Origin of the sequence: Kitasatospora sp. NPDC088779, assembly GCF_040685395.1 — a bacterium.
GTDB lineage: Bacteria > Actinomycetota > Actinomycetes > Streptomycetales > Streptomycetaceae > Kitasatospora.
On the sequence record NZ_JBFBHW010000003.1, the window covers coordinates 1 to 22,551 of the forward strand.

A 22,551-nucleotide genomic window follows, 5' to 3' on the forward strand; every position below is an offset into this window, starting at 1 on the left:
GCCACCACCGGCACCACCCCCGACATCAACGAACTCAACGTCCTCGCCGACCAGGACGACACCAACATGCCCCTCGCCGCCACCCACAACTTCCCGCTCACCAGCGACACCCGCGTCCTCAACCCCCACCTGGGCAACTACCGCGCCACCATCACCGACGCCGTCACCTCCATGACAGCCGCCGGCAAGTAACCCCGACCACACCACCGGTACCCACCCACGGCCGGACCCGGGTGAGCGACGAGGTCACGGGCCCGGTCGGTGTTCCGGTGCGACGGTGATCAGCGGGTGGAAGTGAGCGAGTTCGGCGGGCTCGTCGACGGGTTCGCCGTCGGCCTCGATCCACGCGTGGGCGCGGAAGGGCGCGGTTCGCACGCCCGTGCGCCAGGTCGGCCAGGTGCCGCGCGTGCGGCACAACAGCGCTGCGGCGATCGAGCGTTGGAGACATCCCTGGCCGGCGCAGCGCATGCTGAGGGCGACCACGGCCTGCCGGGCGGCCAGTGCCTCGGCCCGGCCGGCGGGGCGGGCGCCGCGCCGCAGTGCGCTCATCAGCCGACGGATCCGGGCAGGGGGGAGCCGTTCGACCAGCCGCGCCGCGCCGATCGCCGCGAGCACGGCCGGCCGCAGGTGCCAGGGCGGCCGGCCCACGTGGTCGGCGTGCGCGTGCAGGCTCATCCGGTGACCAGCCCGGCGGTGCGCAGGCTCTCGTGCAGCCGGTCGACGTCGGAACGTGCCCGGGCCGCCGTGACCGGGAACCGGCCGCCGAGGTCGGCGGCGATCTCGTCGGCGGTCCGGTCCTCCAGCAGGGACCGCAGGATGAGCAGCCCAGTGCGGTTCAACTGGAAGTAGCGGCCGGAGCGTTCGTCCAGGACGACGGCGCCGTCGTCGGTCGGGGTGAGCGTCACGTCGGGGCGCAACCGAGTGGCCATTCAAGCTCCTTGGGCGGTGGTCGGGGAGGCGGGGTGCCGGCTCGTCCCGTGGGCGCGCAGCCAGTGCTCGCAGGCGAGCGTCGCGTCCAGGGCCGCGTAGGAGGTGCCGGGCGGGTACAGCCCGAGGCAGGCCTGCCGGAGGACGGCGGGGTCGACCAGTCCGGCGCGGGCCAGGGCGCTGTCGTCGATGAGCGCGGCGAGTTCGGCGCGGTGGCGGGCGAGCCCCTGGTAGGTGTCCGGACTGAAGTCGCCCTTGCCGGTGCGCCGGAGGAGGTCGGCCGGCACGTCGGGAGCGACGGCCGCGGTGAGCAGCGGCTTGTACGCGAAGGGCGTTCCGCGGGTGGCGGGGTCGGCGGCCAGGCAGGCGTCCAGGACCTGGTCGTCCAGGAAGGGCACGCTGTACGGCGTTCCCGCGCGGGCGGTGGCGTCGATCAGCTGCCGCATGGCCGCCGCGCTGTGCCGGACCATGCGCAGCGCCTGGTGCTGGGCGTGCTCCGGCGCCAGCGGTTCCGAGCCCTGGCCGGCCCGCAGCTGTTCGCGTACCAGTTCGGCGGTCCGGGCGGTGGCCCAGGGCGGCAGCCGGGGTGCCATCCCCCAGCCGAGCAGTTGGGTGGTGCGCGGCGGGTCGGGGTGGGTGAGGCGGTCGGCGGCGCGGGCGAGCCAGGCCGAATACGGCCGGGGGTCGCTGAGGGCGCTCAGGGCGTCCGGCAGCGTCCAGCGCAGGCGGGCCCGGTGTCCGCGCAGGTGGCGGGCGGCGGTGGCCGGGTGCCGTGGCAGGACGGTGCGCAGGTAGGCGGGCAGGGCCTGCAGCACCTCGTCGCCGCCTTCGCCGCTGATCCGCAGCCGGGCGCCGTGCGTCGCGAGCAGCCGGGCGACGGCTTCGTCGCGGGCTCTGGTCCGGGTCCAGGCGAACGGTTCGTCGCCCTGCGGTCCGGGTGTGTCGATGTCGGCGAACATCGCGGGAATGTCCTCGGCCGCCAGCACGAGTCGTCGGCCGGGCAGGTGGTGCGCGGCTCGCTGCGCCCAGGCGGCGTCCTCGTGGTGGGGGTCGACGGAGCCGATGGTGACGGTGAGCAGTTCGGCCGGGCCCGTGGCGGCCAGGAAGCACAGGGGTGTGGAGTCCAGCCCGCCGGAGAGGTCGGCGGCGATGAGCCCGCCGTCCCTGGTCCGGGTGTCGACGGCCCGGCGCAGGGCCTGGCCGAGCGCCGTCGCGGCTTCGGGCCGGGCTCGCCGCGGGGCCGGCGGGTGCCAGTGGGCGAGGGTGCGGGCGGGGCGTCCGGGGGCGAGCACGGCCGCGTGGTTCGGCGGCACGGCGGCGAGTCCCGGCCACAGGGGCAGCGCGTCGACGGGGTGCGGCAGCGGCTCGGCGAGCCTGAGGGCGAGCCGGTCGAGGGACGGGCTGAGGCCGGCGGCGGCGGCCAGGACGTCGGCCCGGTCGGACAGCACGGGGACGCCGTCGACCTCGGCCAGGTGGAGTCGGCGCAGTCCGGACAGCGAGCCGCGCGCGGCCACGGTGCCGTGCACGGTGGCGAGGAGGTGGAAGCTGCCTGCGAGGTCGCCGCCGAGGGCGAGCACGTCCCGCGGGTCGCGAACGCGTTCGGCGTGGCGGCGCAGGCGGTGCGGGTCGGCGTCGGAGGTGCCGAACACGGCCAGCGCGACCGGTCCGGCCTGGGCGGTGACCGGCTCGTCGGCCGGCCAGTGGCCGAGGATCCAGGGACGCCCGCTGGGGTGGTGCAGGGCACGGCACTCGGCCGTGCCCCACACCGCGGCCGTCGCGGCCCCGGCTTCGGTGTCCGGAAGGACCACGAACCAGGTCCGCGGGTGACCGCTCATCGGCCGGTTCCTCAGGGGGCGAGGTAGTAGCCGTGGACATCGGACTGGTTGCCGATGTCGAAGCCCCGGGTGAGGTCCGCGAAGTCACCGAGTTCGATCAGCATCGGGGGCTCGTACACGTCCAGCGTCGGGGGCTCGTACACGTCGGTCATGACGATGTCCTCTCGTTCACAAGGAGTGGGACGCGATCACCGGCCGGTCGAGTACAACTGTTCTCTGCCGACTCCCCGATGGACAAGCGGTGCCGGAGGCTTCGGCCGGAACCTGACGGTCTCCCACCTGGGCGGCCGGTGCCGCTCCCGGGGCTGCCGGGCACGTGAGTGCCGGTCCGCGCGCACGGAGGGCGGAGGGGCTGGATCCGGCCAGAGGGAAACGCGGGAGAACGCGGGCCCGCCGCTGCCGTGGCCGCCGGCGGGCGCCGCGAGCCCTCGAAGCCCCGGACGTCACCAGAGGACCGGCATGCTCCGCAGGCCGAAGACGATGTCGTTGTGCTTGAACGCGGACTGCGCCAACGGCTCGGCCAGCCGTAGCCCCGGCACGCGGCGCAGCAGTGTGGTCAGCGCGACCTGCAACTCGATCCGGGCCAGCTGCTGGCCGATGCACTGGTGCGGACCGAACCCGAACGCCAGGTGTGTGCGGGGCGGTCGGCGCAGGTCGACGGTGTCCGGGGCCGGGAACACGTCCTCGTCCCGGTTTCCGGACGGGATCGCGGCGACCAGCCAGCTTCCCGCCGCCACCGCGGTACCGCCGACGGTGACGCCCTCCGTGGCGTACCGCAGCAGCCCGAACTGGATCACGGACAGGTAGCGCAGCAGTTCCTCCACGGCCGTGCCGATGGTGTCCGGGGCGGCCCGCAGCGCGGCCACCCGCTCCCGGTCCGCCATCAGCACCAGGGCGCTGAGCGCGATCATGTTGGCCGTCGACTCGTGCCCGGCGACCAGCAGCAGTACGCCGAGCGTGGCCAACTCCCCTATGGTCGGGGGGTGTTCGGTCGCCTCGCCGCGGACGATCAGCCGGCTCAGCAGGTCGTCCCGCGGCTCGGCCCGGCGCCGAACGATCAGCTCGCCGAGGTAGCCCTCCAGCCGCCGGGTGGCCGCGTCGCGGGTGGCCGCGTCGGCCCCGAAGCCGATCAGCACCTCGCTGTCGTGTTGGAAGGACTCGTGGTCGTCGTAGGGCACGCCGAGCAGCTCGCAGATCACCAGCGACGGGATCGGCAGCGCGAAGTCCCGTACCAGGTCGGCGCTCGACCCGGCGAGCATCGCATCGACGTGCCGGTCGGTGATCCGCTGGACGGACGGACGCAGCGCCTCCATCCGTCGCACGGTGAACTCGCCGATCAGCAGCCGTCGCAGCCGTGCGTGCTCTTCCCCGTCCAGCTGGATCATCGAGCCCGGGGCCGGGTCGCGCCGGTCGTAGGAGGGCAGCATGTGCATCGATCCCGCGCCGCGGGAGCTCAGCCGGGGATCCGTGAGCACGCTCCGGATGTCCTCGTAGCGGCTGACCAGCCATGCGTCCATCCCGGCCGGGCAGCGCACCGGTGACACCGGCGCGTGGGCGCGCAGCCGGGCGTAGGTCTCGTCGGGGTCGAGGGGGCAGGAGTCCGGCCGGGTGACCGGGAATTCGGGGAGTCCGAGGAGTCCGGGAAGTTCTGATGCCGGGTCAGGGCTGGGTTTCGTCATGGGTGACGGCTCCAGGATGACGGAGGGAGAGCTCATCGCGCCGACGCGTACGGGGCCGGCCGTCCTCACGGACCGGGGTGGGTCCGGCGCGGCGGCCGCGCGGCCGGCTGAAGCGTCGGACCGCCGGGCGTTCGACCAGTGTGTAGAGGGCCGCCGCGAGGACGAGGCTGATCGCGACGGTGAGCAGGATGTGCACCAGCCGCGTCGACGCGGCGCCGCCCGCCGTCCCGCCCGTGGCGTGCACGCCGTCGATCGGGCCGTACTGGATCACGAGGTAGTGCACGAGGTAGAGGGCGAACGAGATCTCGCCGAGCCACACCATGGTCCGGCCGCTGAAGGGGGTGCGTGCGGTGCGTACGTCGGCGGAGGCGGCGGCCGCGATCAGCAGGGCGAGTGCGGCCGCGGTCGGTCCGGCGCAGAGGCGGAACACGCCGGGCAGGTGGGACTGGACCACCACGCAGGCGATGGTCAGCAGGAACGCCGGCGTCATGCCCAGACGGATCCACTTCCCCGAGATCACGATGCGCGCCATCAGGATGCCGAAGACGAATTCGAGCATCCGGTCAGCCCGCCGAGGGCGTCGAAGTCGGGAATCCAGGGCTCGATCAGCAGCAGCGGCGGGATCGTGTTGATCACCATGATCGGAACGCCCGCAGCGGCCATCAACGCCACGGTGGCCGTGAAGGTCGTCAGGTGATTCGGAAGGATCTTCACCAGGCGTCGGCGCCAGAACAGTCCGGCGGTGTCGTTCGGGTCGGCGACCCAGGTGAGGATGAAGCCGCTGAGCACGAAGAAGAACGCCACCCCGACCGGTCCGAGGGTCGTGATCAGGTACGGCAGACCGGGGTGTATCGATCCGACGATCTGACCGGCCAGGTGGGATACCAGCACGGCGAACGCCGCGATGAACCGCATACCGGTCAGCGACGGCAGGCGGCTCGGACGAGCGGACGGTTCCGGCGTCTGCATCACCGCTTCCCTGTCGATGACGACATCCACGCCACCAGGGCTTCCCGGGTGGAATCCGAGCATGTGCGCAGACTGTTTGGGCCACTATCAAATGGCCCCGCCGGAACGGTCAAGCGGATTTCCTCGATGCACCGCATCGCACCGTGCGACCCAGCGGATCGACCCAGCGGATCGGCCCAGCGGATCGGCCCAGCGGATCGGGCAGGCAGGTCGGCCCGGGCCGGCGGACAGGCGACCCGGCACACGTCCCGTCAGAGGCGGAGGGCAGGGAAGGGAATTCACCCACGTCAGGCCCCGTATCGGTCGGCGAGTGCGCGGGCGGTCGCGGCCAGCCGGGCACGCAGCTCCGGTGGTTCGAGGACCTCCACGTCGGTGCCCAGTCTCAGGAACTCGTTGTGGGCGTGGCCAAGGGACTCGATGGGCACGGACGCTCTGGTCCAGCCGTCCGCCTCGGTCACCCCCGAATCCGTGACCGCCCGGTCGAACGCGCGGCCGAGCTGCTCGCGGCCCCGGGCGACACCGCGCGGCGACAGTCGCACCGTCGCCTCCGCGGTGTGCAGTCGGGCATGGAAGTCGGCGAGCCGGTCCCGCCAGTGTGCAGCCAGGTCGAAGCTCGCGGGTATCTGGAACTCCTCTTCCAGTTCTCGCAGTTCGAGGATCTGGTCGACCCGGTACGTACGCGGGGTGGCACCGCCCGCGGCAGCGACCAGATACCAGCGGCCGGCCTTGAGGACCAGTCCGTACGGCTCCAGTCGCCGTTCCACCTCGGTGGGCGCCTTCCACCGTCGGTAGCGGACCCACACCCTGCGCCGGTCCCAGAGCGCGGCCGCGACGGCCGCCAGGTGCGGCGTCTCGTCCACGTCCCCGTACCAGCCGGGCGCATCGAGGTGGAAGCGCTCCTGGATCAGCCCGGCCCGCTCGCGGAGCTCCGCCGGTAGGGCGGCCCGCAGCTTGAGCTCGGCGGCCGCCAGGACCTCGCCCAGGCCCAACTCGGCCGCCGGGCCGGGCAGCCCGGCCAGGAACAGGGCCTGCGACTCATCGGCGGTCAGGCCCGTCAGCCGGGTGCGGTACCCGTCGAGCAGCCGGTAGCCGCCGCCGTGACCGGCCTCGCCGAACAGCGGGATCCCGGCGGCGCCGAGCGCTTCGAGGTCCCGGTAGACCGTGCGGACCGACACCTCCAGCTCGTCGGCGAGCTGCCGGGCCGTCATCCTTCCCCGGTTCTGGAGGAGCAGGAGCAGCGAGATCAGTCGGCTGGCGCGCACAGCTGTCAGTATCCACTGACAGGAGGTGTCAGTGGACCGGTTCTAGCCTGCGGCCATGATCGATTCCGACTTCCTCCACGGTTCCCGGGGCATGGCCGTCCGCAGACTCACCGGGGTTCCGGCCGGCGGTGACAGCCGGGCGCAGGAGTTCTCCGTGAACGGCGGACACAGCCGGGCGCTCGACCGGGTCACGGAACTCAGCCGTGTCCAGTTGCAGGACGCCTCGTGAGCATCGTCGAACTGCGCCAGTACACCCTGCACCAAGGTGCCCGCGACACTCTGATCGACCTCTTCGAGCGGGAGTTCGTGACCGGACAGCAGGCAGTGGGCATCACCGTCGGCGGCCGGTTCCGGGACCTGGACGACCCGGACCGCTTCGTCTGGCTGCGCAGCTTCCCGGACATGGCGTCGCGGGCACGAGCACTGCACGCCTTCTACTACGGGCCGGTCTGGAAGGAGCACCGGGACGCCGCCAACGCGACGATGGTGGACTCGGACGACGTCCTGCTGCTGCGCGGCCCGGGCTTCACCACCCCGGCCGACGCCGGTCCGGTCGTCGCGACCATCTGCCACCCCCTGGACCCCGCCGCCTTCGCCGACCACTTCGAGCGGCGTCTGCGCCCGGAACTGGCCGTCCGGACCCCGCCGTTGGCGGTTCACCGCACCGAACACGCGGAGAACGACTTCCCCGCCCTGCCCGTACGGGCCGGCGAGGACGTCCTGGTGTGGTTCACCACGGGCGACACCGCCCCCCTGCCGGACCTCTCGACACACCTGCACTCCGCCCCGCAGCAACTGCACCTCTCGCCCGTGCGGCAACACTCCCGCTGAAGCCTGTCGCAGCGGGCCGTGGGTGGGCAGGCCGACGTCCGGCCTGACCTGCTGCGTCACCCGCCGAGCACGGGGTCGTGCGAGGTGGCGACGGCCTGCACCGCGCTGGTGCGGGCCGTCGCTCCCCGCTTTCGGGCCGGTGGCCGGCGGGAACGGAGCAGTCCGGCTGGAGGACTACGAAGCGGCCGGTGGTTCCACCCGGGCGTGCGTCTCCGGCGGCACCGGGAAGCGCCTCAACAACTCCTCCATCCAGGCGGCCGGATGGGTGGCCTTCGCCGCCCCGCCGGGGAGGGCACGCGCTTTGCGGATGCCCTCGATCAGTGCCTCGACGGCGGCCCGGGTGGTGTACCGGTCGGCGACCCACTGACGGCCCGCCCGCCGCACCTCGTCCTGGCCGGGCAGGTCGAGCAGCTCAAGGGCCTTGTCCGCCAACCGATCCGTTTCGAGCTCCGGGATCCGCCACGCGGACGGCGAGTCGAACAGTTCCGCTCCGCCGCCGGCGGCGTAACCCGTCACCAGGCAGCCGCTGGCCATCGCCTCGGCCGGCGGCAATCCGAAGCCCTCGCCCTCGGGCGCTCCCAACGCGATGAACACCGACGTGTCGGACAGGACGCGAGCGACCTCCTCGTGGGGGACCGCGTGGATGTCGTACAGCTCCACGCCCTCGAACCGCGGGTCGGCGTGCAGCAGACGGCGGAGCAGAGTGGTCTCGATCGGGCGCTTGCGGGACATCCACGCGATGCGCCGAACCCGCTCGGTCGACGCCGGTCGGAACAACTCGGTGTCAATGACGTTCGGCACCAGGTGCGGTTCGAACTCGGGCAGGGCGCGGCGGAACATGTCGACGCCCGCCTTCGAGATCGTCCACAGAGCCGGCCGGTCCGACCATCCCGGATACGGGCCGGGTTCCGGGCAGGTCAGGAAGTTGACGTAGTGCCCCTGCGAGTAGATCACCTTGTGGCCGCCGGGCGCCGGGTCGTGGCCCGGGACCACGCTGACCTCGTGCAGCACCAGCACGTCCTCGGGCCCGAGGTCCAAGGTCATGCCGGACAGCGTCGGCACGTCGTCGTCGAACCACGTGTAACGGAATCCCGGCGTTGGCGTCCAGCGGAACGCCTCGACGCCGACGGCCCGCAGCAGCGAGACCTGCTGGTTCAGCACCCGAATGCCGCCCAGCGGGAACTGGAACTCGAACGACGCGTAGATCACTCGGCCGGTCATCGTGCCTCCCTGAGAAACAACGATCGGTAGGACCAGACCACGGGGGTTACGGGCGTGGGCGGTTGGGCCGGGGAGGCGGCATCGCCTTCCCGGTGCCGTGGAGCAACGTCCGTGCACAGCGGCTGGGCCTGGCCCGTACTCATACGCTCAGGGTGGCAGCAATGCCCCCGCGTGTCACCGGCCCGACGCGGTCGAGGGACCGGCGCTACCCGGGGCGCTCTCCGGGCTGCCGCCCCTGCCAAGGAGTGGGACGCAATCACCGACCGGTCGAGTACAACTGTTCTCTGCCGACCCCCCGATGGACATGCGGCGCCGCGGGCTTCGGCCGGAACCTGACGATCTCCCACCTGGGGGGCCTGTGCCGCTCCCGGTACCGCCGTCGGCGGACGGAAGGCAGAGGGGCTGCACACGGGCACGGAACCCCGTCGCGGCCAGGACCGGAGAGGGGCGCCGAGCGCAGGACCACAGACGAAGCCGCCGATGCGAGAGTTGACTCTCACGCCATGGCCTCCAACAATCGCCTGGACGATATCGAGATCACTGACCCCCAAGCCATGCGGGCCTTGGCGCATCCGGTGCGGCTGGCGATCCTTGACCACCTCCACCGACACGGGCCCGCTGTGGCGGGATCGGCGGTTCCGCCGCTTCTGGGCCGGTCAGTCGGCCTCACAGTTCGGCGACAGGACCGCCGAACTGGCCCTGCCCCTGATCGCCGTCAGCACCCTGGTGTGACTGGTCAAGGTAGTTGTCACCTGGTCGCGATGTCTGTCACCACCCCCTTCCCGGAAGCCTCCCGGAGGAGGGCGCGGGCAGCTTGGTGCTGAAGGCGAGAGCCGTGCCGCCGCCCTCGTCGGTCAGGTCGAACCGGACCCGCCCGTGCGGGTCGAGGTCCAGCTCCAACAGGGTCGGCGGATCGTAGGCCGTGACGGCGCCGGAGGCGATCACGGTGCGGCCGTCGGGATCGGTGGCCAGCAGCGCAGCACCACCGCGCCGCCCTCCGCCGGATCCAACCGGTCGGTGGCAGCCAGCCAGCGCCGCAGCAGGGTCGGGCGTGGCAGGTGCCGCCGTACCGCGGCCACCGGCTGCGGGTAGTGACGGTAGAAGCACACAGCCTGGTGACCTGCGTCGATGGCGACGATCATGCCGTCGGGCCTGGGGACGCCCGGGGAGCCGGTCACGCTCCGATCATCGCCTGCCACCACCGTTGCGGTACTCCGGACTGCGTCGTCGGAGAAGGCTGGACCCACCACGCGGGAGCCCACCACGCGGCTCACGAACGGCGAGTCCGTGAGCCGCGCGCGGGTACCGCCCCGCACCGAGCCGTCGGCCTACGCCCCGGACACCGCGCGCGACAGGCGCAGCGGCGCCTCGACGGTGTCGGCGGCGCCGAGTTCGCGCACCGCCTCCCGCCGCGTCGCCGCGACCGGAGCCGCGAGCTGAGCCAGGGTCGCCGCCGGAGCGTGGACCGTCAGCTCGAAGTCGCGGCGCGCCTTGGCGTCCGGGGCGAGCGGCAGGCGGATGCGGCCGTCCGCGACCATCCGGCGGACCCTGCTGCGGCTGAGGCCGAGGCCGGACATGAGCAGGCGTTCGACCCGGACCGGGACCGGCAGCTCGAAGCTCACCAGCACCGTCAGCGGGGTCGGATCGTCGATCGCGTGGAGCGGCGTGCGTGCCTCCAGCTCCCAGGTGCCGCTCCAGTCCAGGCGGTAGCCGTTCTTGGCGGCGAGCGACGCACTCATCGTCAGTTCCCGCACCACGGCGAGGTCGTTGTTCTCGTACGCCTCCCTGCGGGCGGGTTCCAGCGATGACGTGTGGACGCGCTCGTGGACGGGCACCTTCGAGGTCCGGTCGCAGCCCGCGCAGCTGAGCAGCAGCCAGACGTCGATGAGCTTGCCGTTGGCGTTGACACGGATCTTGCCTGAGGGCCGGTGCCGTGTGCTGGAGCAGTCCGGGCAGCTGCGGACGACGGTGGGCAGCGCGGACTGGCGCACGGCCCAGCGGGCCTTGCGTTCGGTATGCATGGTGGTCTGTTTCCTGGTTCAGCAGGAACGCGCGCAGGCCGGATCGGCTGGATCGGCCGGGGCTCCTGGGATCTGACGAGTGCTCACGAGGGCGCGTGTCATCGCCTCGGGGCGGGTGGCCGCATGGCGGGCGCCCCGAGGTCGATCGCGCGACAGGTGTGTCTCTCCGTGGCAACTCTCGACAGCGCGTCTCATCGCCTCGGGACATGGCCACATGGCGGCATGGCCGAGCGCCGAGGGCGGTCGATCGCGTGAGCGCGCGTGTCATCGACTCAGCGCGCGGCCGGTGGCCCGGCGCAGAGGTCGATCGCGTAGGGGTGAGTTGCTACGTGGCAGTCGTCAGCACAGGTACATGCCGCACATCGTGATCTGGGCCGCGCTCCCCCGCAACCGGTTTTTTCGGACCAGCGCCGTCAGACCAGCGCCGCCAGTTCCCCGCGCGAGCCGACGCCGAGCTTCGGATAGGCCTTCCAGAGGCGGTAGGCGACCGTTCGCGAACTCAGGAAGAGCTGGGCGGCGATGTCCCGGTTGGACATCCCCTGGGCGACGAAGCGGACGATCTGCGTCTCCTGGAGCGTCAGGTCGGCGTAGTGCTCTGGTGATGCACACGGCGGCCGTCCCCCGCCGGGTTGGAGCGCCGGCCTTGACCGGCCGGTTCGCTGCCCCAGGCGGTGACAACCGCCGTGACCAGGCGAGGCAGGTGACCCGTGCCGAGTGTGATCAGCGTGATCACGCGGGCACTGCTGGCGGACAGCCAGGACTCGGTCGACAGAGCAGACCAGCCGACGAGGATCGGTAAGAGGAACCGGTCGAGTGAGTCGGCCTTGGCCAGTCGGAGGTAGGCCCCCCATCCTGCGCTCCGGGCGTCGGCTACAGGCAGGGTGTTCATGGTGCGACACGAATCATCGACATAACCGAAAGTGATACATCACACGCTCTTAGCAATCAACCGAGGTGGGAGGCAATGATCGAGGCGCGGCGACGACGGCGAGCGGCGCCGGCAGGCCGACGCCGAAGCCGTGCAGGCTCTGCGCCGCGAAGTCGGTGTTCCAGCGGGTCCAGCGGCCCCTCGTCTCGCGCCGGTAGAACAGGACCGTCGCCGGCCCTTGCCAAGGTGGGTTATCACCTAATCCGCCGGTGGGAAGCCCTGTAAGTGCCTATTCCTAAAGATTCCAGCGACGTTTGCCCAGGTCAGAAATCGAACGCCGAAGTCAGGGGTTGTCGGCGAGCCGGACCCTCACCTTGATCTGTGGGGCCAGAGGTGGCCGCCGGACCCGGCCGGAGGCAGCCGGAATGGAGTCGCTCCGCCGGCCAGAGACCGTTACGGTGCGCCATTGTGGATGCTGAAGATCCGAAGGACTTGGTCCGGCGTGGGTACGATCTGCTGTCCGCGCATTACGAGCGGGTGTTCAACAGCGAGACGAAGTACGGATCGTGGATCGAGGAGTTGCTCGGGCGGCTCCCGGAGGCGGGCGTGGTTCTGGATGTGGGGTGCGGGACAGGAGTCCCCGTGGTCCGGTCGCTCGCCGCAGCGGGGCACCGTGTCACGGGCGTCGACATCAGCGACGTCCAGGTCCAACGGGCTCGGGAGCTGGCGCCGGAGGCCGAGTTCATTCGAGCGGACGCCACGACCCTGGCGTTCCCGTCGGGGACCTTCGACGCTGTGATCTGCTTGTACGCGCTGATCCACATTCCTGTCGAGGAACAGCCTGCCCTGCTGGGGCGGATCGCATCGTGGCTGCGGCCGGGAGGCTGGCTTGTGGTCACCACCGGGCATCAAACCTGGACCGGGACCGACGAGAACTGGCTCGGTGGCGGGGCTGCGATGTGGTGGAGTCAAGCGGACGCGGACACGAACCGGTCCTGGCTGCTGCAAGCCGGTTTGGAGGTATCGCACGAGGAGTTCGTCCCCGAGGGCGACAGCGGCCATATCCTGTTCTGGGCACGGCGACCCGGGAGCTGACGGGCCGTGCGGGGCCTGACAGAGTGGTCGCGGGGATGTGCGCCGCGGACGAGACCGGGCCCTGGTGGTGGACGTAACCGTGAGAACGATCAGTCCCGCTGGGCTTCGCGGGACGCCGGCTGGCCTGCCCGCCGGGGCAGAACCACGAAACCCTAGAACACGGCCCGGCCGGGATTCGAGCGGGGCAGGAGAGGGTCGGTTCATCCCGTCTGAGGCAGTGAGGCGATCCAGCGGCGAACAGGATGACATCCAGCGCCAGCAGACACGCCACCACGATCGACGTGCCGTTCGAACGATCCGACCGACCAGCCCGTCGAAGGAGTGATCGTCAATTCCTGTGGATCGCTGAGCCGTGGTGGTGGCGGGATGGTGCTCTGGACACGTGCCGGCCGGTCCGCGATCCCGTGTTGGCTCGTAGCTGTCAGTCGGCTGGCAGGACTTCCAGGCCGAGCGCTTTGAGTTGCTCGACGACCGCGTCGTGAGGGTCGGCGTCGGTGATCAGTCCGCTGACTTTCTCCCAGGGCAGGACGCGGAACCGCGAAGCGGTGCCGATCTTCTCGGAGGAGGCGAGGATGTAGGTGTCCGCGGCCCGTGCGGCCAGGGCGCGCTTCATTGCGGCCTCCTCTGCGTCTGCGGTGGTCAGTCCCGCTTCGGGGTGCACGCCGGTGACGCCGAGCAGGCAGAGGTCGGCGGAGATGTTCTGCGCGGCCTCGACCGCGGCGGCACCGCAGGCGACCGCCGAGTGCTTGAAGATCCGGCCTCCGAGCAGGAAGAGTTCCGCCTGCGGATGGTCGAGCAGGGCCGCGGCGATCGTCGGGCTGTGGGTGATCACGGTGCAGGCCAGGTGTGGCGGGAGTGCGTGGGCGACGGCGAGGGCGGTGGTGCCGCCGTCGAGGATCAGGGTGTTGCCCGGCCGCACCAGGGCGGCGGCCGCCGAGGCGACCTTCCGTTTGCCGTCTGGGGCCACGCTCTGTCGGGCGGCGTAGTCCACCACCGCCGGCGAGACAGGCAACGCGCCGCCGTAGACCCGCTGGCAGAGTCCTTCGGCGGCAAGATCGCGCAGGTCACGTCGCACACTGTCCTCGGAGATCCCCAGGTCGGCGGCGACGTCCTTGGCGACGATCTTGCCCTCGCGGGCGAGCAGACCGAGCAGGTGGTCGCGCCGTTCAGCAGCCAGCATCCGTAATCTCTCCTGTTCTTGCACGTTTCTGCATGTATCGTAGCGCGTATGCCCGACAAGCCCATGCTCATCCTCATCGCCGGCCCCTACCGCTCCGGCACCGACGGCGATCCGCAGGCCATGGCCGTCAACCTCGCCCGCCTCGAAGCCGCCGCCTGGCCCGTCTTCGCCGCCGGCCACCTGCCCGTGATCGGGGAGTGGATCGCCCTGCCCGTCCTGCGCTCAGCCGGCGCGGGCCCCACCGACCCCCTCGCCGACCAGGTCCTCTACCCGACCGCCGACCGCCTGCTCACACACTGCGACGCTGTACTGCGCCTGCCCGGCGACTCCGCCGGAGCCGACCAGGACGTCGCCACCGCCCGCCGCCTCGGCCTGCCCGTCTACCACGACGCGGCCGAGATCCCCCGCCGCACCCCGCCGGAGACCGCGTGAGCAGCCGCCCGGGCATCTACACCCCCGACCACCGCGGCCGCACCGGCCTCGACCAGGCCGGACGCGGCCTGGACCGCAACCCCGACATCCGGGTCCGCGACGTCGAGCTCACCTCCCAGGGCTGGCACGTCCTGCGGCGCACCACCTTCGACTACCGCCGCCGCGACGGACGCTGGGAGACCCAGCAGCGCGAGACCTACGACCGCGGCAACGGCGCCGTCGTCCTGCCCTACGACACCGAACGCGGCCGAGTCCTGCTCTCCCGCCAGTTCCGCTACCCGGCCTACGTCAACGACCACCCCGACGGCATGCTCATCGAAGCCGCCGCAGGCCTGCTCGACGCGGACGACCCGCCCACAGCCATCCGCCGCGAGAGCGCCGAAGAACTCGGCGTCACCCTCGGACCGCTCACCCACATCCTCGACGCCTACATGAGTCCCGGCTCCGTCACCGAACGCCTCCACTTCTTCGCCGCCCCCTACACACCGGCCGACCGGACCGGAACCGGCGGCGGACTCGAGGAGGACGGCGAGGACATCGAGGTCCTCGAACTGCCCTTCGCCCAGGCCCTCGCCATGACCCGCGAGGGACGCATCACCGACGGAAAGACCATCCTGCTCCTGCAATGGGCAGCCCTGGACGGGCCCTTCGCCCCAACGAGCGAGCGCTGACAACGCCGCCACTGCCTGGCCAGCCGGGTCACGGTGGCCGGTGACAGGCCGGCCGCCGAGCCGAGGAACTGGTCCAGCGCAGGCACGAAGCCCCCCGAGGACAAACCGTGCAGGTAGAGCAGCGGCAGCACCTCGCTCACCTTCGGAGACGGCGGAGGCTCTGTCGCCGAGGATCTTGCACCGTGACGCGACCGCGGATAATGGCCGTGGCCGCGGGCCGGCGGCGCCGGCGGCCTCGATCGATGGAGAGGCAGAGGACGGATGCCCCTGAAGGAAGGCCGGCGCGTCAGGTTGGCCGAGGACCTCGGGATCGGTGAGGCGGTCGCCGGGGAGCCCGGGGCCGTCGTCGGGTTCCTCTCACTGGGATCCGGGATGGAGGGCACCGTCGAGCGGGTGGACGGGGAACTCCCGGAGAGCCATGAGGTTCGCGAGTACCAGCGGCTCAAAGCGCTGTTCGAGGACTACGGGCACACCATGCCGGTGGCGAGCCGCGAGCGCCTGGAGGCGGAGATCGCCGCGCTGGAGCCGCAGTGGACCGCGCACCGGGAACGGGGGAACCGGGTGACGGTCCGGGTCCGGCTGGACAACGGCTTCGTCCTCGACGGGGCGGACCAGGACATCCTCACTCCACTGTGAGGGAGGACGTCTCCGGGGCCTTCGTCGGGACGGGCGGCCGCCCGGGTGCTCGTACGCCACGCCAACTGACAAACGATGGACGGGCGTTGCGAACGGTGCGGTGAACGGCGCGAGCCGCACCGTCCATCGTTTGTCTGTCGGCGCGGCGCATCGTTCACCACGGCGCGGGACACCGCCCGCGCCACCCACCGAAGGCACACGGAATCGAGGGAACCATGCGTACCTCCGCACGCTTCGCGGCGCTGGCTGCGGTAAGCGCCATCGGGCTCGGCACCATCGCCACCGGCACCGCCCAGGCCGCCCCGGCCACCACCCAGGCGGCCCGGAGCACCACGGTCCACCTGCACAACGGGACCGGCTGCTCGCTCTACCGGACCGGCTACGCTCTGGCCCACGGCATCTGGACGCAGGGCCAGGAGCCGCCGCAGACCCTGGGGAACACCGGCGACGCCACCTTCCAGTCGGAGAGCAACGGGTTCCTGACCGGCACCGAGGGCTGGGCGACGTTCAGCACGTACGGCTGCGAGGAAGGCTGGCGCAACAACAACACCGTCCAGCTGCACTGGGCCAACCCCTACACCGGTTCCAACAGCTACGACGAGAATGGCACCAGCAGCGTCTTCCGCACCACCCGTGAGAGCGGCTCCGGCGACAACGCCGACGTCTACTGGGGCGTGTGGAAGAACTGATCCCGGCCGTCGGGCACCGCCAGGGTCGCGCAAGCGCCGCCAGATAGTCCAGGATCTGTCCGGCCCCCGCCCCCCGGCGCCTGTATCGGGTGATCCGGCGCCTGTACCGCCGCACCGCTCGCCGCACGCCGCCGCATGAAAAGCATGAGAAGACGGTGCCCCGCCACTGGGTGCCGAACGGCCCGGGCCGTTCGGCACCCGCCGGCCGGCACCGCCGGGAAGCGGAGGAACCCGGGAACACCTCCACCACGCGCTCACCGCAGGTGCCGCAGCGACCGCCGAGCGCCGCACCAGCGGCCTCGCCGGCGAGGCCGCCGAGCGCTACGCGGAGCAGTGGATCGTCTCGATCGACGACGTCACCGCACTCGCGCACACGGTCCAGGCCCAGGTAAGGGACGGGGCTCTGGATGCCGCCCGGCAGCTCCTTCCCGCCGAGCGCCCCTATCCGGCGGGCGACGCGCTGCTGAACCACCTGCGCGGCTGAGCCGGTCCCGAGCGCTCGGGGCCACGGGCTGCTCGTTCCGTCGCCGTCCGCCAGGGCAGCTCGCGACGGTCCGAGACGTGGTGCACCATCAGTTGACACCGGGACCGGGGTAGCGTTGCCCGTTCCAGCCGCCGGTGGTCAGCCGTCGGCGGCGAGGCGGTTCAGCCACTCCCCCAGCAGATGCTGCTCGGCGCCGCTGAGCGTCGTCTGTTCGGGCAGTGCGGCGCGCAGGGCGCGGGCTGCGCCGGCCGGGCCCGGCTCGTTCACGGCCGGCTGCCGGTTGGTGACGGCGGCGACCATGCACTCCCGAAGGGTGGTCAACAGGGCCGGGTCGCGCCGGTCCCGGGGCAGGGACAGCCAGGTGAGCACGGCGCCGCGCGCCGTGGCGTGGATGATCTGGGCCGCGAGTTCCTCGTCGACGCGGAGCCAGCCGCCGGCGGCGAGGCGTCGGATGCGGCCCATCAGGATCTCCATGCCGGCCTTGAAGGCGGCCGAGGTGGTCCCGGTGGGTTCGGTGTACATCAGCGTGTACAGCGCGGGGTTGGCCAGACCGAACTCGACCGCGACGTCCCACCCGGCTCTCAAATCCTCGATCGGGTCCCGGGGGTCGGGGTCGACGTGCTTGGTGGCGAGGAACGCGGCGAAACCGTGCTCGGCCACGGCGTCGAGCAGCCCGTCCTTGTCGCCGAACAGCCGGTAGATGGCCGGCGGCTGCAGGCCCGCCGCATCGGCGACCGCGCGGGTGGTGACCGCGTCGCGGCCCCCGCGCGTCAGCAGCCCGATGGCGGCCTCGATGACCCGCTGCCTGGTCTGCTCCCGGCCCGGGGAGGCGGGGGCGGACTCAATGGTGGACGCGGTGGCGCCGTCCCTGTCGCGTGAAGGCGATGGCATGAATCAACGATACCGCACCACTGGTTCCATCGTTATTATCGGCGATACCTTGAAAGTGTTTCCACTGGAACCATCTCGTCGCGACACGGGAGCACATCATGATCATCGTGACCGGAGCCACCGGACAGCTGGGGCGTCAGATCGTCGAGAGGCTGCTGACGCGCGTACCGGCGGCACGCATCGGCGTCAGCGTCCGCGACCCGCAGAAGGCGCAGAACTTCGCCGACCAAGGGGTACGGGTGCGCCAGGGCAACTTCACCGACGCCGCCGGCCTCGCGCACGCCTTCGAGGACGCCGCGCAGGTCCTCGTCGTCTCCGTCGACAAGATGGGCGAGGAGTGCGTCAGGCAGCACCGCACCGCGATCGAAGCGGCCGTCACGGCGGGCGCCCGTCGCATCCTCTACACCAGCCAGATGGGGGCCGGCGCGACGTCGCGCTTCCAGGCCTGCCGCGACCACGCCGCCACCGAGGAGGCCCTGCGCACCTGCGACGTGCCGTTCACCTCGCTGCGCAACGGCTTCCACGCCACCAGCGCGGCGCACTTCCTCGGCAACGCGGCACAGTCCGGCCGGCTCGCGCTCCCCGCGGACGGGCCGGTCGCCTGGACCGCGCACGCCGACCTCGCGGACGCAGCCGCCGCCATCCTGGCCGACGAAGGCCGCTTCGACGGCCCCACGCCGCCGCTCACGGGCCGACAGGCGCTCACCTTCGACGACATCGCCGCCATCACCACCGAGCTCACCGGCCGCACCGTCACGCGGACCACCGCCCCCGACGACCAGTTCCGCACGCAGCTGACGGGCCAAGGCGTCCCCGCGGAAACCGCCGACCGGTTGCTCGGCATCTTCGCCGCCAGCCGCGCCGGCGAGTTCGCCGCCACCGACCCCACCCTGGCCGACCTGCTCGGCCGCGATCCCGTCACCCTGCGCACGGTGCTGCGCGAGCAGCTGTCCGAAAGCTGATCCACCGAGGGCGCCGGGTGCCGGATGCCGGTGCCCGGTCCTGGCCGCTCGGCGGCGGTCGGGCTTCGGGCCGCCGTCCGCGCCCCGCCTACACCGCCGTCCGGGACCACCTCCCGGACGGCGGCCCGGACGGCAGGGCACCCCGCTCCTGAGGGAGCGCCCCGGGTGTGCCGGCCCAGCGGAGTCGCCCGGTCAGGAGACGCGCTTCAGCTGCCAGGCGTTGTTGTTGAGGCTCGGGTTCGACCAGGCGACGCAGCTGCTGGTGTAGTACGAGCCGGTCTGGACCCAGCCCGCCGGCGGGTAGGTGGTGGAGCAGGCCTGGACCACGGTGCCGACGGGCAGTCCGGTGAGCTGCTTCATCTGCTTGATGTTCGGGCTGAAGCTCTGCGTGCCGCAACTGCTGCTGTAGCCCCAGCTCACGTCGACGTAGCCGGCCGGGGTGAGAACGCTTCCGCACGAGGTCGTGACGTCGCCCGGGGCGGCCTGGGCGGGCGCGGCGGTCAGGGCGAACGTCGCCGCGGCGCCGGCGATGGCCATACAGGTGCGAAGACGGATCATGGGCGAAAGCTCCTTCTGATCACGGGTGGGTGGCCGATCAGGCCGTGGAGCCATTCCTACGGTTTGATCACCGGCTTCGGATAGCGGCTTTCAGGCCTAAAGGCCCCCCGGGCAGGACGGCGTCCGGGCACCGGAACGGCGGCGTGGCAGGGGCGGCGTTGTGGTAAAGGGCGTTGTGGTCGACGCCGTCGGGCGGGACTGCGGGGAGTTGCGGATCCGCTCCGCCGCGGGGGTCCGGACGCTCCGGGCATCGGGATTTCTCCTGCGGTATGCGAACTTGTGCGGTCGTATCCGAACTTGATGCGATTTCCGGCCCTTCACCTGTCACACACACCAGTGAATGCGCCCCGAAACCAGGACGTGGACGACCGGTTGTCGCTCTCCTGGGGGTCCTGTCCGGATCGGGCAGATGTCCGCCGACCATGAGAGTGGGGATCAGGTGGGGACGAGAAGGAGAAGGAAGGGCGTCGCGCGGGCCGCGGTGCTCGCCGCCGCGCTGTGCGGCGGCGGGGCGCTGACGGCGCCGGCGGCGTTCTCGCAGACGGAGGACGGGACGGTGACGGTCCGGGTGATCCGGGCCGTGGACTCCTCCGGGGTGTGGACGCCCGCGCTGGAGCCGGGGCTGGCGGGCGTGAAGGTGACGCTCACCGGCGAGGCGCGGGCCCACGTCGAGGGCACCACCGGGGCCGACGGGACGGTGACGCTGGCGCCGCCGCGGAGCCGGGAGCACGGCGGCACGTACCGGGTGCAGGTGGTGAATCCGAAGCCGGGCGTGCTGTTCCCGGCGTTCGCCTCGCGGCAGGGGCTGGACGGCGCGCCGAACCAGCTGAGCTCCAACGAGGAGTTCGTCGACCTCTCCGACGGCAAGAACGTCTCGTACACCACCGGGCTGTGGTACCCGGGGGACTACTGCCAGCAGAACGCGCCGCTGGTGACGACCTGCCAGAACACCACCTGGGGAGGCGGCGCGCAGCGCACGCTGGTGTCGTTCCCGTACCGCGCGCGCGGCCAGGACGGCGTGGACGTCAACGTCACGAACCTCGCCACCGACGCGCAGACGGGCACGCTCTACGGCATCGCGTGGAACAAGGCCGACCGGCGGATCTTCTCCTCGGCGGCGGCCAAGCGCACCACGGACTACGGCCCCGGCGGCGCCGGCGGCATCTACGTGACCGACCCGGCGCAGGGGCGGACCACGCTGTTCACCACCGTCCCGGACGCCGGCAGCACGGCGCACGGACCGGGGACGGACGACGCGTTCCTCGTCGCGCCGGGCAAGGAGAGCCTCGGCGGCCTCAAGGTGACGAACGACGGCAGGGACCTGTTCGTCGTCAACCTCAACACCCGCACGCTGTACCGCTACGACGCGACCGCGCCGACGGCCGCGCAGCCGAGGGGCGTCTACCCGGTCCCGGACCCGGGCTGCGCCTCGGCCGGGGACTGGCGGCCGTTCGGCCTGGGCCTCCAGGACGGCGTCGGCTACCTCGGCGGGGTCTGCTCGGGCGAGTCGACGGGCAAGGCCTCGGACCTGCGGGCGGTCGTGCTGCCCTTCGACCTGGCCACCGGCCGGTTCCGCGCGGCCGTGCTGGACCAGCCGCTGGACTACCCGCGCCAGTCGACCGTCGGATCGGGCCCGTGCGACGGCGCGGGCTGGTTCCCGTGGACGAACACCTACCCGACCACGCAGAACGGCCAGACCTGCGCCGGTTTCCGCGCGCAGCCGGAGCCGGAGCTGGGCGAGGTCGGATTCGAGACGGACGGCTCGATGCTGCTGGCCTTCCGCGACCGCATGGCCGACCGGGCGACGGGCCAGTCGGGGTCGGGCGCGGCGGTGGGCGAGGTGCTGTCGGGCGGTGACCTGAACAAGGCCTGCCTGAGCGGCGGCACCTACGTGCTGGACGCCAACACCGGCTGCGGGCTCTCGCCCCGGGGCGCCCGCTTCTTCGACACCAGCCGGATGGGCGTCCACCACAACGCGGCCTACGCCGGGATGGCGCTGTCCAAGGTCGAGAACACCATCGGGACCTCCGGGTTCGACCCCAACAGCACGGCCTTCGGCTACGGCACGTCGTTCGTCCAGCGCGACGGCAGGCAGGACCCGGCGTTCGGCCTGCGGCTCAACCCGGCGAACGTGCCCGCGCCGTTCGGCAAGGGCGCCTCGATGGGGGACCTGGAGGTGCTCTGCGACCAGGCGCCGCTGCAGATCGGTAACCGGGTCTGGTACGACGCCGAGCACAAGGGCATCCAGAAGCCGGGCCAGCGCCCGGTAGAGGGCGCCACCGTCCACCTGTACGACGGGCCGGGGAAGCTCGTCGGCACGGCGCGGACGACGGCGCGCGGCGAGTACTACTTCGACGACTCGAACGTGGACGGCGGGCTCAAGCCGCACACCAAGTACACGATCCGGCTGGACAATCCCGCCGACTTCGCCGAGGGTGGCCCGCTGTACCAGTGGGTGCCCACCCGGCACGACGTCGGCGACAACCCGTTCATCAACTCCAAGGGCGTCGTCCCGCCGGGCGGAACGTACGCCGAGCGGGAACTGACCACCGGCGGGCCGGGCCAGGACGACCACACCTTCGACTTCGGCTTCCGGCCGCAGGAGGGCGCGCTGACGCTGGTCAAGCACGACCAGGACGGCAGGCCGCTGGCCGGGGCGACATTCCAGCTGTGGCGCTGGAACGGCGGGCCCGGCTGGCCGCAGACCGCCGGCGGGCACCAGGACTCGCCGGTCGGCGATCCCTGCACCACCGGGGCGGACGGCATCTGCCGGATCGTCGTCGGGCCGGGGACGTACTACTGGGTGGAGGTGAGCCCGCCCGACGGCTACGCGGCGCCGGCCGTCGCGGTCTTCGGGCCGCTGGTGCTCACCTGCGAGACCCTGGACGACGGGATCACGGTGACGGTCGTCAACCGGCTGCTCCCGTCGGCCGGTTCGGGCGCGGCCCCGTCGTCGCCGGATGCGGTCTCGACCCCGCCGCCGACCCCGCCGCCGAGCCCGACGTCGTCCTCGGTGGCGGCGGTGGCGTCCTTGTCGCCGCCGTCGCCGCCGTCGCCGAGCGCCTGGCCGTCCCGGCCCGAGGAGCGGCCCGGCGGCGCGCTGCCGACCACCGGGGCCGGCAGCGTGCTGCCGCTCGGCGTGACCGGTGCGGCGGCGCTGCTGGGTGCGGGCGGCGTGCTGGTCGTGGTCGCGCGCCGGCGCGGGGCGCGGCACGCGTAGTGGAACCAGGCCGGGCCCGTGGCGAGTTCGACGGCCACGGGCCCGGCCGGGCGGCCCGTACGGCTTCACCCAGGGCAGAACGCCACTCCCTTCCCCTGGTGCCCCGGATCCCTAGGCTGG

Annotated in this window: 27 protein-coding genes and 3 pseudogenes; 12 read left to right on the forward strand and 18 right to left on the reverse strand. The window is 72.0% G+C overall.

Features of this window, described 5'->3' with window-relative positions:
- Positions 1-192, forward strand: a pseudogene (locus AB0P03_RS02930) (hypothetical protein); the annotation flags it as partial.
- Positions 193-246: 54 nt separating this feature from the next.
- Here the strand turns inward: AB0P03_RS02930 and AB0P03_RS02935 are convergent.
- From AB0P03_RS02935 to AB0P03_RS02970, 8 genes are all read right to left on the reverse strand, one after another.
- Positions 247-675 carry a lasso peptide biosynthesis B2 protein gene (locus tag AB0P03_RS02935; RefSeq protein ID WP_331745183.1) on the reverse strand — a complete coding sequence of 143 codons (429 nt, stop codon included), beginning with the start codon at positions 673-675 and terminating at the stop codon, positions 247-249.
- Positions 672-929 (reverse strand): lasso peptide biosynthesis PqqD family chaperone, encoded by a 258-nt coding sequence (locus AB0P03_RS02940; RefSeq protein WP_363586890.1) that lies wholly within the window; start codon positions 927-929, stop codon positions 672-674. Before AB0P03_RS02940 ends, AB0P03_RS02935 begins: the two co-directional genes overlap by 4 nt.
- The gene (locus tag AB0P03_RS02945; protein WP_363627643.1) at positions 930-2,762 is read right to left on the reverse strand and encodes an asparagine synthase-related protein; all 1,833 of its coding nucleotides are present in this window, start codon (positions 2,760-2,762) and stop codon (positions 930-932) included. It abuts the gene before it with no gap.
- 11 nt (positions 2,763-2,773) lie between these two features.
- Positions 2,774-2,914, reverse strand: a complete 141-nt coding sequence (locus AB0P03_RS02950; RefSeq protein WP_350878647.1) for a lasso RiPP family leader peptide-containing protein — start codon at positions 2,912-2,914, stop codon at positions 2,774-2,776.
- 291 nt (positions 2,915-3,205) lie between these two features.
- A complete protein-coding gene (locus AB0P03_RS02955; RefSeq protein ID WP_363627644.1) occupies positions 3,206-4,441 on the reverse strand; it encodes a cytochrome P450 in 1,236 nt (411 codons plus the stop codon).
- A complete protein-coding gene (locus tag AB0P03_RS02960; protein WP_363586893.1) occupies positions 4,422-5,000 on the reverse strand; it encodes a hypothetical protein in 579 nt (192 codons plus the stop codon). Before AB0P03_RS02960 ends, AB0P03_RS02955 begins: the two co-directional genes overlap by 20 nt.
- Positions 4,973-5,440, reverse strand: a complete 468-nt coding sequence (locus AB0P03_RS02965; RefSeq protein WP_363586894.1) for an acyltransferase — start codon at positions 5,438-5,440, stop codon at positions 4,973-4,975. The genes AB0P03_RS02960 and AB0P03_RS02965 overlap by 28 nt, the downstream gene beginning before the upstream one ends.
- 257 nt (positions 5,441-5,697) lie before the next feature.
- A complete protein-coding gene (locus AB0P03_RS02970) occupies positions 5,698-6,672 on the reverse strand; it encodes a WYL domain-containing protein (protein ID WP_363627645.1) in 975 nt (324 codons plus the stop codon).
- A gap of 55 nt (positions 6,673-6,727) precedes the next feature.
- Between AB0P03_RS02970 and AB0P03_RS02975 the strand changes: the two genes are divergently transcribed.
- Together AB0P03_RS02975 and AB0P03_RS02980 are read left to right on the forward strand one after the other, a co-directional pair.
- Positions 6,728-6,901 (forward strand): hypothetical protein, encoded by a 174-nt coding sequence (locus AB0P03_RS02975; protein ID WP_363586896.1) that lies wholly within the window; start codon positions 6,728-6,730, stop codon positions 6,899-6,901.
- The gene (locus AB0P03_RS02980; RefSeq protein ID WP_363586897.1) at positions 6,898-7,503 is read left to right on the forward strand and encodes an NIPSNAP family protein; all 606 of its coding nucleotides are present in this window, start codon (positions 6,898-6,900) and stop codon (positions 7,501-7,503) included. The genes AB0P03_RS02975 and AB0P03_RS02980 overlap by 4 nt, the downstream gene beginning before the upstream one ends.
- A 174-nt stretch (positions 7,504-7,677) precedes the next feature.
- Here the strand turns inward: AB0P03_RS02980 and AB0P03_RS02985 are convergent, their stop codons facing one another.
- Positions 7,678-8,724 carry a glycosyltransferase gene (locus AB0P03_RS02985; RefSeq protein WP_363586898.1) on the reverse strand — a complete coding sequence of 349 codons (1,047 nt, stop codon included), beginning with the start codon at positions 8,722-8,724 and terminating at the stop codon, positions 7,678-7,680.
- 591 nt (positions 8,725-9,315) lie between these two features.
- On the opposite strand from AB0P03_RS02985, the gene AB0P03_RS02990 reads away from it, so the two are divergent.
- A complete protein-coding gene (locus tag AB0P03_RS02990; protein ID WP_363586948.1) occupies positions 9,316-9,456 on the forward strand; it encodes a hypothetical protein in 141 nt (46 codons plus the stop codon).
- A 36-nt stretch (positions 9,457-9,492) separates the two neighbouring features.
- Here the strand turns inward: AB0P03_RS02990 and AB0P03_RS02995 are convergent, their stop codons facing one another.
- The 5 genes from AB0P03_RS02995 to AB0P03_RS03015 all read right to left on the reverse strand — a co-directional run bounded on the left by AB0P03_RS02995 (position 9,493) and on the right by AB0P03_RS03015 (position 11,634).
- A complete protein-coding gene (locus AB0P03_RS02995; RefSeq protein WP_363627646.1) occupies positions 9,493-9,669 on the reverse strand; it encodes a hypothetical protein in 177 nt (58 codons plus the stop codon).
- Positions 9,666-9,902 carry a hypothetical protein gene (locus tag AB0P03_RS03000; RefSeq protein WP_363586900.1) on the reverse strand — a complete coding sequence of 79 codons (237 nt, stop codon included), beginning with the start codon at positions 9,900-9,902 and terminating at the stop codon, positions 9,666-9,668. The genes AB0P03_RS02995 and AB0P03_RS03000 overlap by 4 nt, the downstream gene beginning before the upstream one ends.
- Before the next feature lie 150 nt (positions 9,903-10,052).
- Positions 10,053-10,745, reverse strand: a complete 693-nt coding sequence (locus AB0P03_RS03005) for a DUF1062 domain-containing protein (protein WP_363586901.1) — start codon at positions 10,743-10,745, stop codon at positions 10,053-10,055.
- Between the two features lie 413 nt (positions 10,746-11,158).
- Positions 11,159-11,281 (reverse strand): LuxR C-terminal-related transcriptional regulator, encoded by a 123-nt coding sequence (locus AB0P03_RS03010; RefSeq protein WP_363627647.1) that lies wholly within the window; start codon positions 11,279-11,281, stop codon positions 11,159-11,161.
- Between the two features lie 41 nt (positions 11,282-11,322).
- Entirely contained in the window at positions 11,323-11,634 is a 312-nt protein-coding gene (locus AB0P03_RS03015) for a hypothetical protein (RefSeq protein WP_363627648.1), read from the reverse strand.
- Positions 11,635-12,081: 447 nt separating this feature from the next.
- Here AB0P03_RS03015 and AB0P03_RS03020 point away from each other — a divergent pair, with 447 nt between their 5' ends.
- Positions 12,082-12,708 (forward strand): methyltransferase domain-containing protein, encoded by a 627-nt coding sequence (locus AB0P03_RS03020; protein WP_363586902.1) that lies wholly within the window; start codon positions 12,082-12,084, stop codon positions 12,706-12,708.
- A 421-nt stretch (positions 12,709-13,129) separates the two neighbouring features.
- Here AB0P03_RS03020 and AB0P03_RS03025 read toward each other — a convergent pair whose 3' ends face one another.
- Complete coding sequence (locus tag AB0P03_RS03025; protein WP_363627649.1) at positions 13,130-13,888, reverse strand: DeoR/GlpR family DNA-binding transcription regulator; 759 nt, start codon at positions 13,886-13,888, stop codon at positions 13,130-13,132.
- A gap of 48 nt (positions 13,889-13,936) precedes the next feature.
- On the opposite strand from AB0P03_RS03025, the gene AB0P03_RS03030 reads away from it, so the two are divergent.
- Together AB0P03_RS03030 and AB0P03_RS03035 are read left to right on the forward strand one after the other, a co-directional pair.
- On the forward strand, positions 13,937-14,320 hold the full coding sequence (locus AB0P03_RS03030) for a DUF4406 domain-containing protein (protein WP_363586903.1): 384 nt from the start codon (positions 13,937-13,939) through the stop codon (positions 14,318-14,320).
- A complete protein-coding gene (locus AB0P03_RS03035; RefSeq protein WP_363627650.1) occupies positions 14,317-14,991 on the forward strand; it encodes an NUDIX domain-containing protein in 675 nt (224 codons plus the stop codon). Before AB0P03_RS03030 ends, AB0P03_RS03035 begins: the two co-directional genes overlap by 4 nt.
- Positions 14,992-14,996: 5 nt before the next feature.
- Here the strand turns inward: AB0P03_RS03035 and AB0P03_RS03040 are convergent.
- Positions 14,997-15,140, reverse strand: a pseudogene (locus AB0P03_RS03040) (IS256 family transposase); the annotation flags it as partial.
- A gap of 112 nt (positions 15,141-15,252) precedes the next feature.
- Between AB0P03_RS03040 and AB0P03_RS03045 the strand changes: the two are divergent.
- From AB0P03_RS03045 to AB0P03_RS03055, 3 genes and pseudogenes are all read left to right on the forward strand, one after another.
- On the forward strand, positions 15,253-15,627 hold the full coding sequence (locus tag AB0P03_RS03045; RefSeq protein WP_363627651.1) for a hypothetical protein: 375 nt from the start codon (positions 15,253-15,255) through the stop codon (positions 15,625-15,627).
- A gap of 215 nt (positions 15,628-15,842) precedes the next feature.
- Positions 15,843-16,316, forward strand: a complete 474-nt coding sequence (locus AB0P03_RS03050) for a hypothetical protein (protein ID WP_363627652.1) — start codon at positions 15,843-15,845, stop codon at positions 16,314-16,316.
- A 295-nt stretch (positions 16,317-16,611) separates the two neighbouring features.
- Positions 16,612-16,800: pseudogene (locus tag AB0P03_RS03055) on the forward strand (DUF4291 family protein); the annotation flags it as partial.
- Between the two features lie 138 nt (positions 16,801-16,938).
- Here AB0P03_RS03055 and AB0P03_RS03060 read toward each other — a convergent pair.
- Entirely contained in the window at positions 16,939-17,691 is a 753-nt protein-coding gene (locus AB0P03_RS03060) for a TetR/AcrR family transcriptional regulator (RefSeq protein ID WP_363627653.1), read from the reverse strand.
- 98 nt (positions 17,692-17,789) lie between these two features.
- On the opposite strand from AB0P03_RS03060, the gene AB0P03_RS03065 reads away from it, so the two are divergent.
- Positions 17,790-18,653 (forward strand): NAD(P)H-binding protein, encoded by an 864-nt coding sequence (locus AB0P03_RS03065; RefSeq protein WP_363627654.1) that lies wholly within the window; start codon positions 17,790-17,792, stop codon positions 18,651-18,653.
- 192 nt (positions 18,654-18,845) lie between these two features.
- Here AB0P03_RS03065 and AB0P03_RS03070 read toward each other — a convergent pair whose 3' ends face one another.
- The gene (locus AB0P03_RS03070) at positions 18,846-19,211 is read right to left on the reverse strand and encodes a hypothetical protein (RefSeq protein ID WP_363586909.1); all 366 of its coding nucleotides are present in this window, start codon (positions 19,209-19,211) and stop codon (positions 18,846-18,848) included.
- Between the two features lie 409 nt (positions 19,212-19,620).
- Here AB0P03_RS03070 and AB0P03_RS03075 point away from each other — a divergent pair, with 409 nt between their 5' ends.
- Positions 19,621-22,431, forward strand: coding sequence for an SdrD B-like domain-containing protein (locus tag AB0P03_RS03075; protein ID WP_363627655.1), 2,811 nt, complete (start codon positions 19,621-19,623; stop codon positions 22,429-22,431).
- The last annotated feature ends 120 nt before the right edge of the window (positions 22,432-22,551 follow it).

Bases quoted from the DNA above. Each gene is read 5' to 3' on its own strand.
- AB0P03_RS02935 (WP_331745183.1), bottom strand. From the start codon at position 675: ATGAGCCTGCACGCGCACGCCGACCACGTGGGCCGGCCGCCCTGGCAC.
- AB0P03_RS02940 (WP_363586890.1), bottom strand. From the start codon at position 929: ATGGCCACTCGGTTGCGCCCCGACGTGACGCTCACCCCGACCGACGAC.
- AB0P03_RS02945 (WP_363627643.1), bottom strand. From the start codon at position 2,762: ATGAGCGGTCACCCGCGGACCTGGTTCGTGGTCCTTCCGGACACCGAA.
- AB0P03_RS02950 (WP_350878647.1), bottom strand. From the start codon at position 2,914: ATGACCGACGTGTACGAGCCCCCGACGCTGGACGTGTACGAGCCCCCG.
- AB0P03_RS02955 (WP_363627644.1), bottom strand. From the start codon at position 4,441: ATGACGAAACCCAGCCCTGACCCGGCATCAGAACTTCCCGGACTCCTC.
- AB0P03_RS02960 (WP_363586893.1), bottom strand. From the start codon at position 5,000: ATGCTCGAATTCGTCTTCGGCATCCTGATGGCGCGCATCGTGATCTCG.
- AB0P03_RS02975 (WP_363586896.1), top strand. From the start codon at position 6,728: ATGATCGATTCCGACTTCCTCCACGGTTCCCGGGGCATGGCCGTCCGC.
- AB0P03_RS02985 (WP_363586898.1), bottom strand. From the start codon at position 8,724: ATGACCGGCCGAGTGATCTACGCGTCGTTCGAGTTCCAGTTCCCGCTG.
- AB0P03_RS03005 (WP_363586901.1), bottom strand. From the start codon at position 10,745: ATGCATACCGAACGCAAGGCCCGCTGGGCCGTGCGCCAGTCCGCGCTG.
- AB0P03_RS03010 (WP_363627647.1), bottom strand. From the start codon at position 11,281: ATGTCCAACCGGGACATCGCCGCCCAGCTCTTCCTGAGTTCGCGAACG.
- AB0P03_RS03015 (WP_363627648.1), bottom strand. From the start codon at position 11,634: ATGAACACCCTGCCTGTAGCCGACGCCCGGAGCGCAGGATGGGGGGCC.
- AB0P03_RS03025 (WP_363627649.1), bottom strand. From the start codon at position 13,888: ATGCTGGCTGCTGAACGGCGCGACCACCTGCTCGGTCTGCTCGCCCGC.
- AB0P03_RS03030 (WP_363586903.1), top strand. From the start codon at position 13,937: ATGCCCGACAAGCCCATGCTCATCCTCATCGCCGGCCCCTACCGCTCC.
- AB0P03_RS03045 (WP_363627651.1), top strand. From the start codon at position 15,253: ATGCCCCTGAAGGAAGGCCGGCGCGTCAGGTTGGCCGAGGACCTCGGG.
- AB0P03_RS03050 (WP_363627652.1), top strand. From the start codon at position 15,843: ATGCGTACCTCCGCACGCTTCGCGGCGCTGGCTGCGGTAAGCGCCATC.
- AB0P03_RS03060 (WP_363627653.1), bottom strand. From the start codon at position 17,691: ATGCCATCGCCTTCACGCGACAGGGACGGCGCCACCGCGTCCACCATT.
- AB0P03_RS03065 (WP_363627654.1), top strand. From the start codon at position 17,790: ATGATCATCGTGACCGGAGCCACCGGACAGCTGGGGCGTCAGATCGTC.
- AB0P03_RS03070 (WP_363586909.1), bottom strand. From the start codon at position 19,211: ATGATCCGTCTTCGCACCTGTATGGCCATCGCCGGCGCCGCGGCGACG.
- AB0P03_RS03075 (WP_363627655.1), top strand. From the start codon at position 19,621: ATGTCCGCCGACCATGAGAGTGGGGATCAGGTGGGGACGAGAAGGAGA.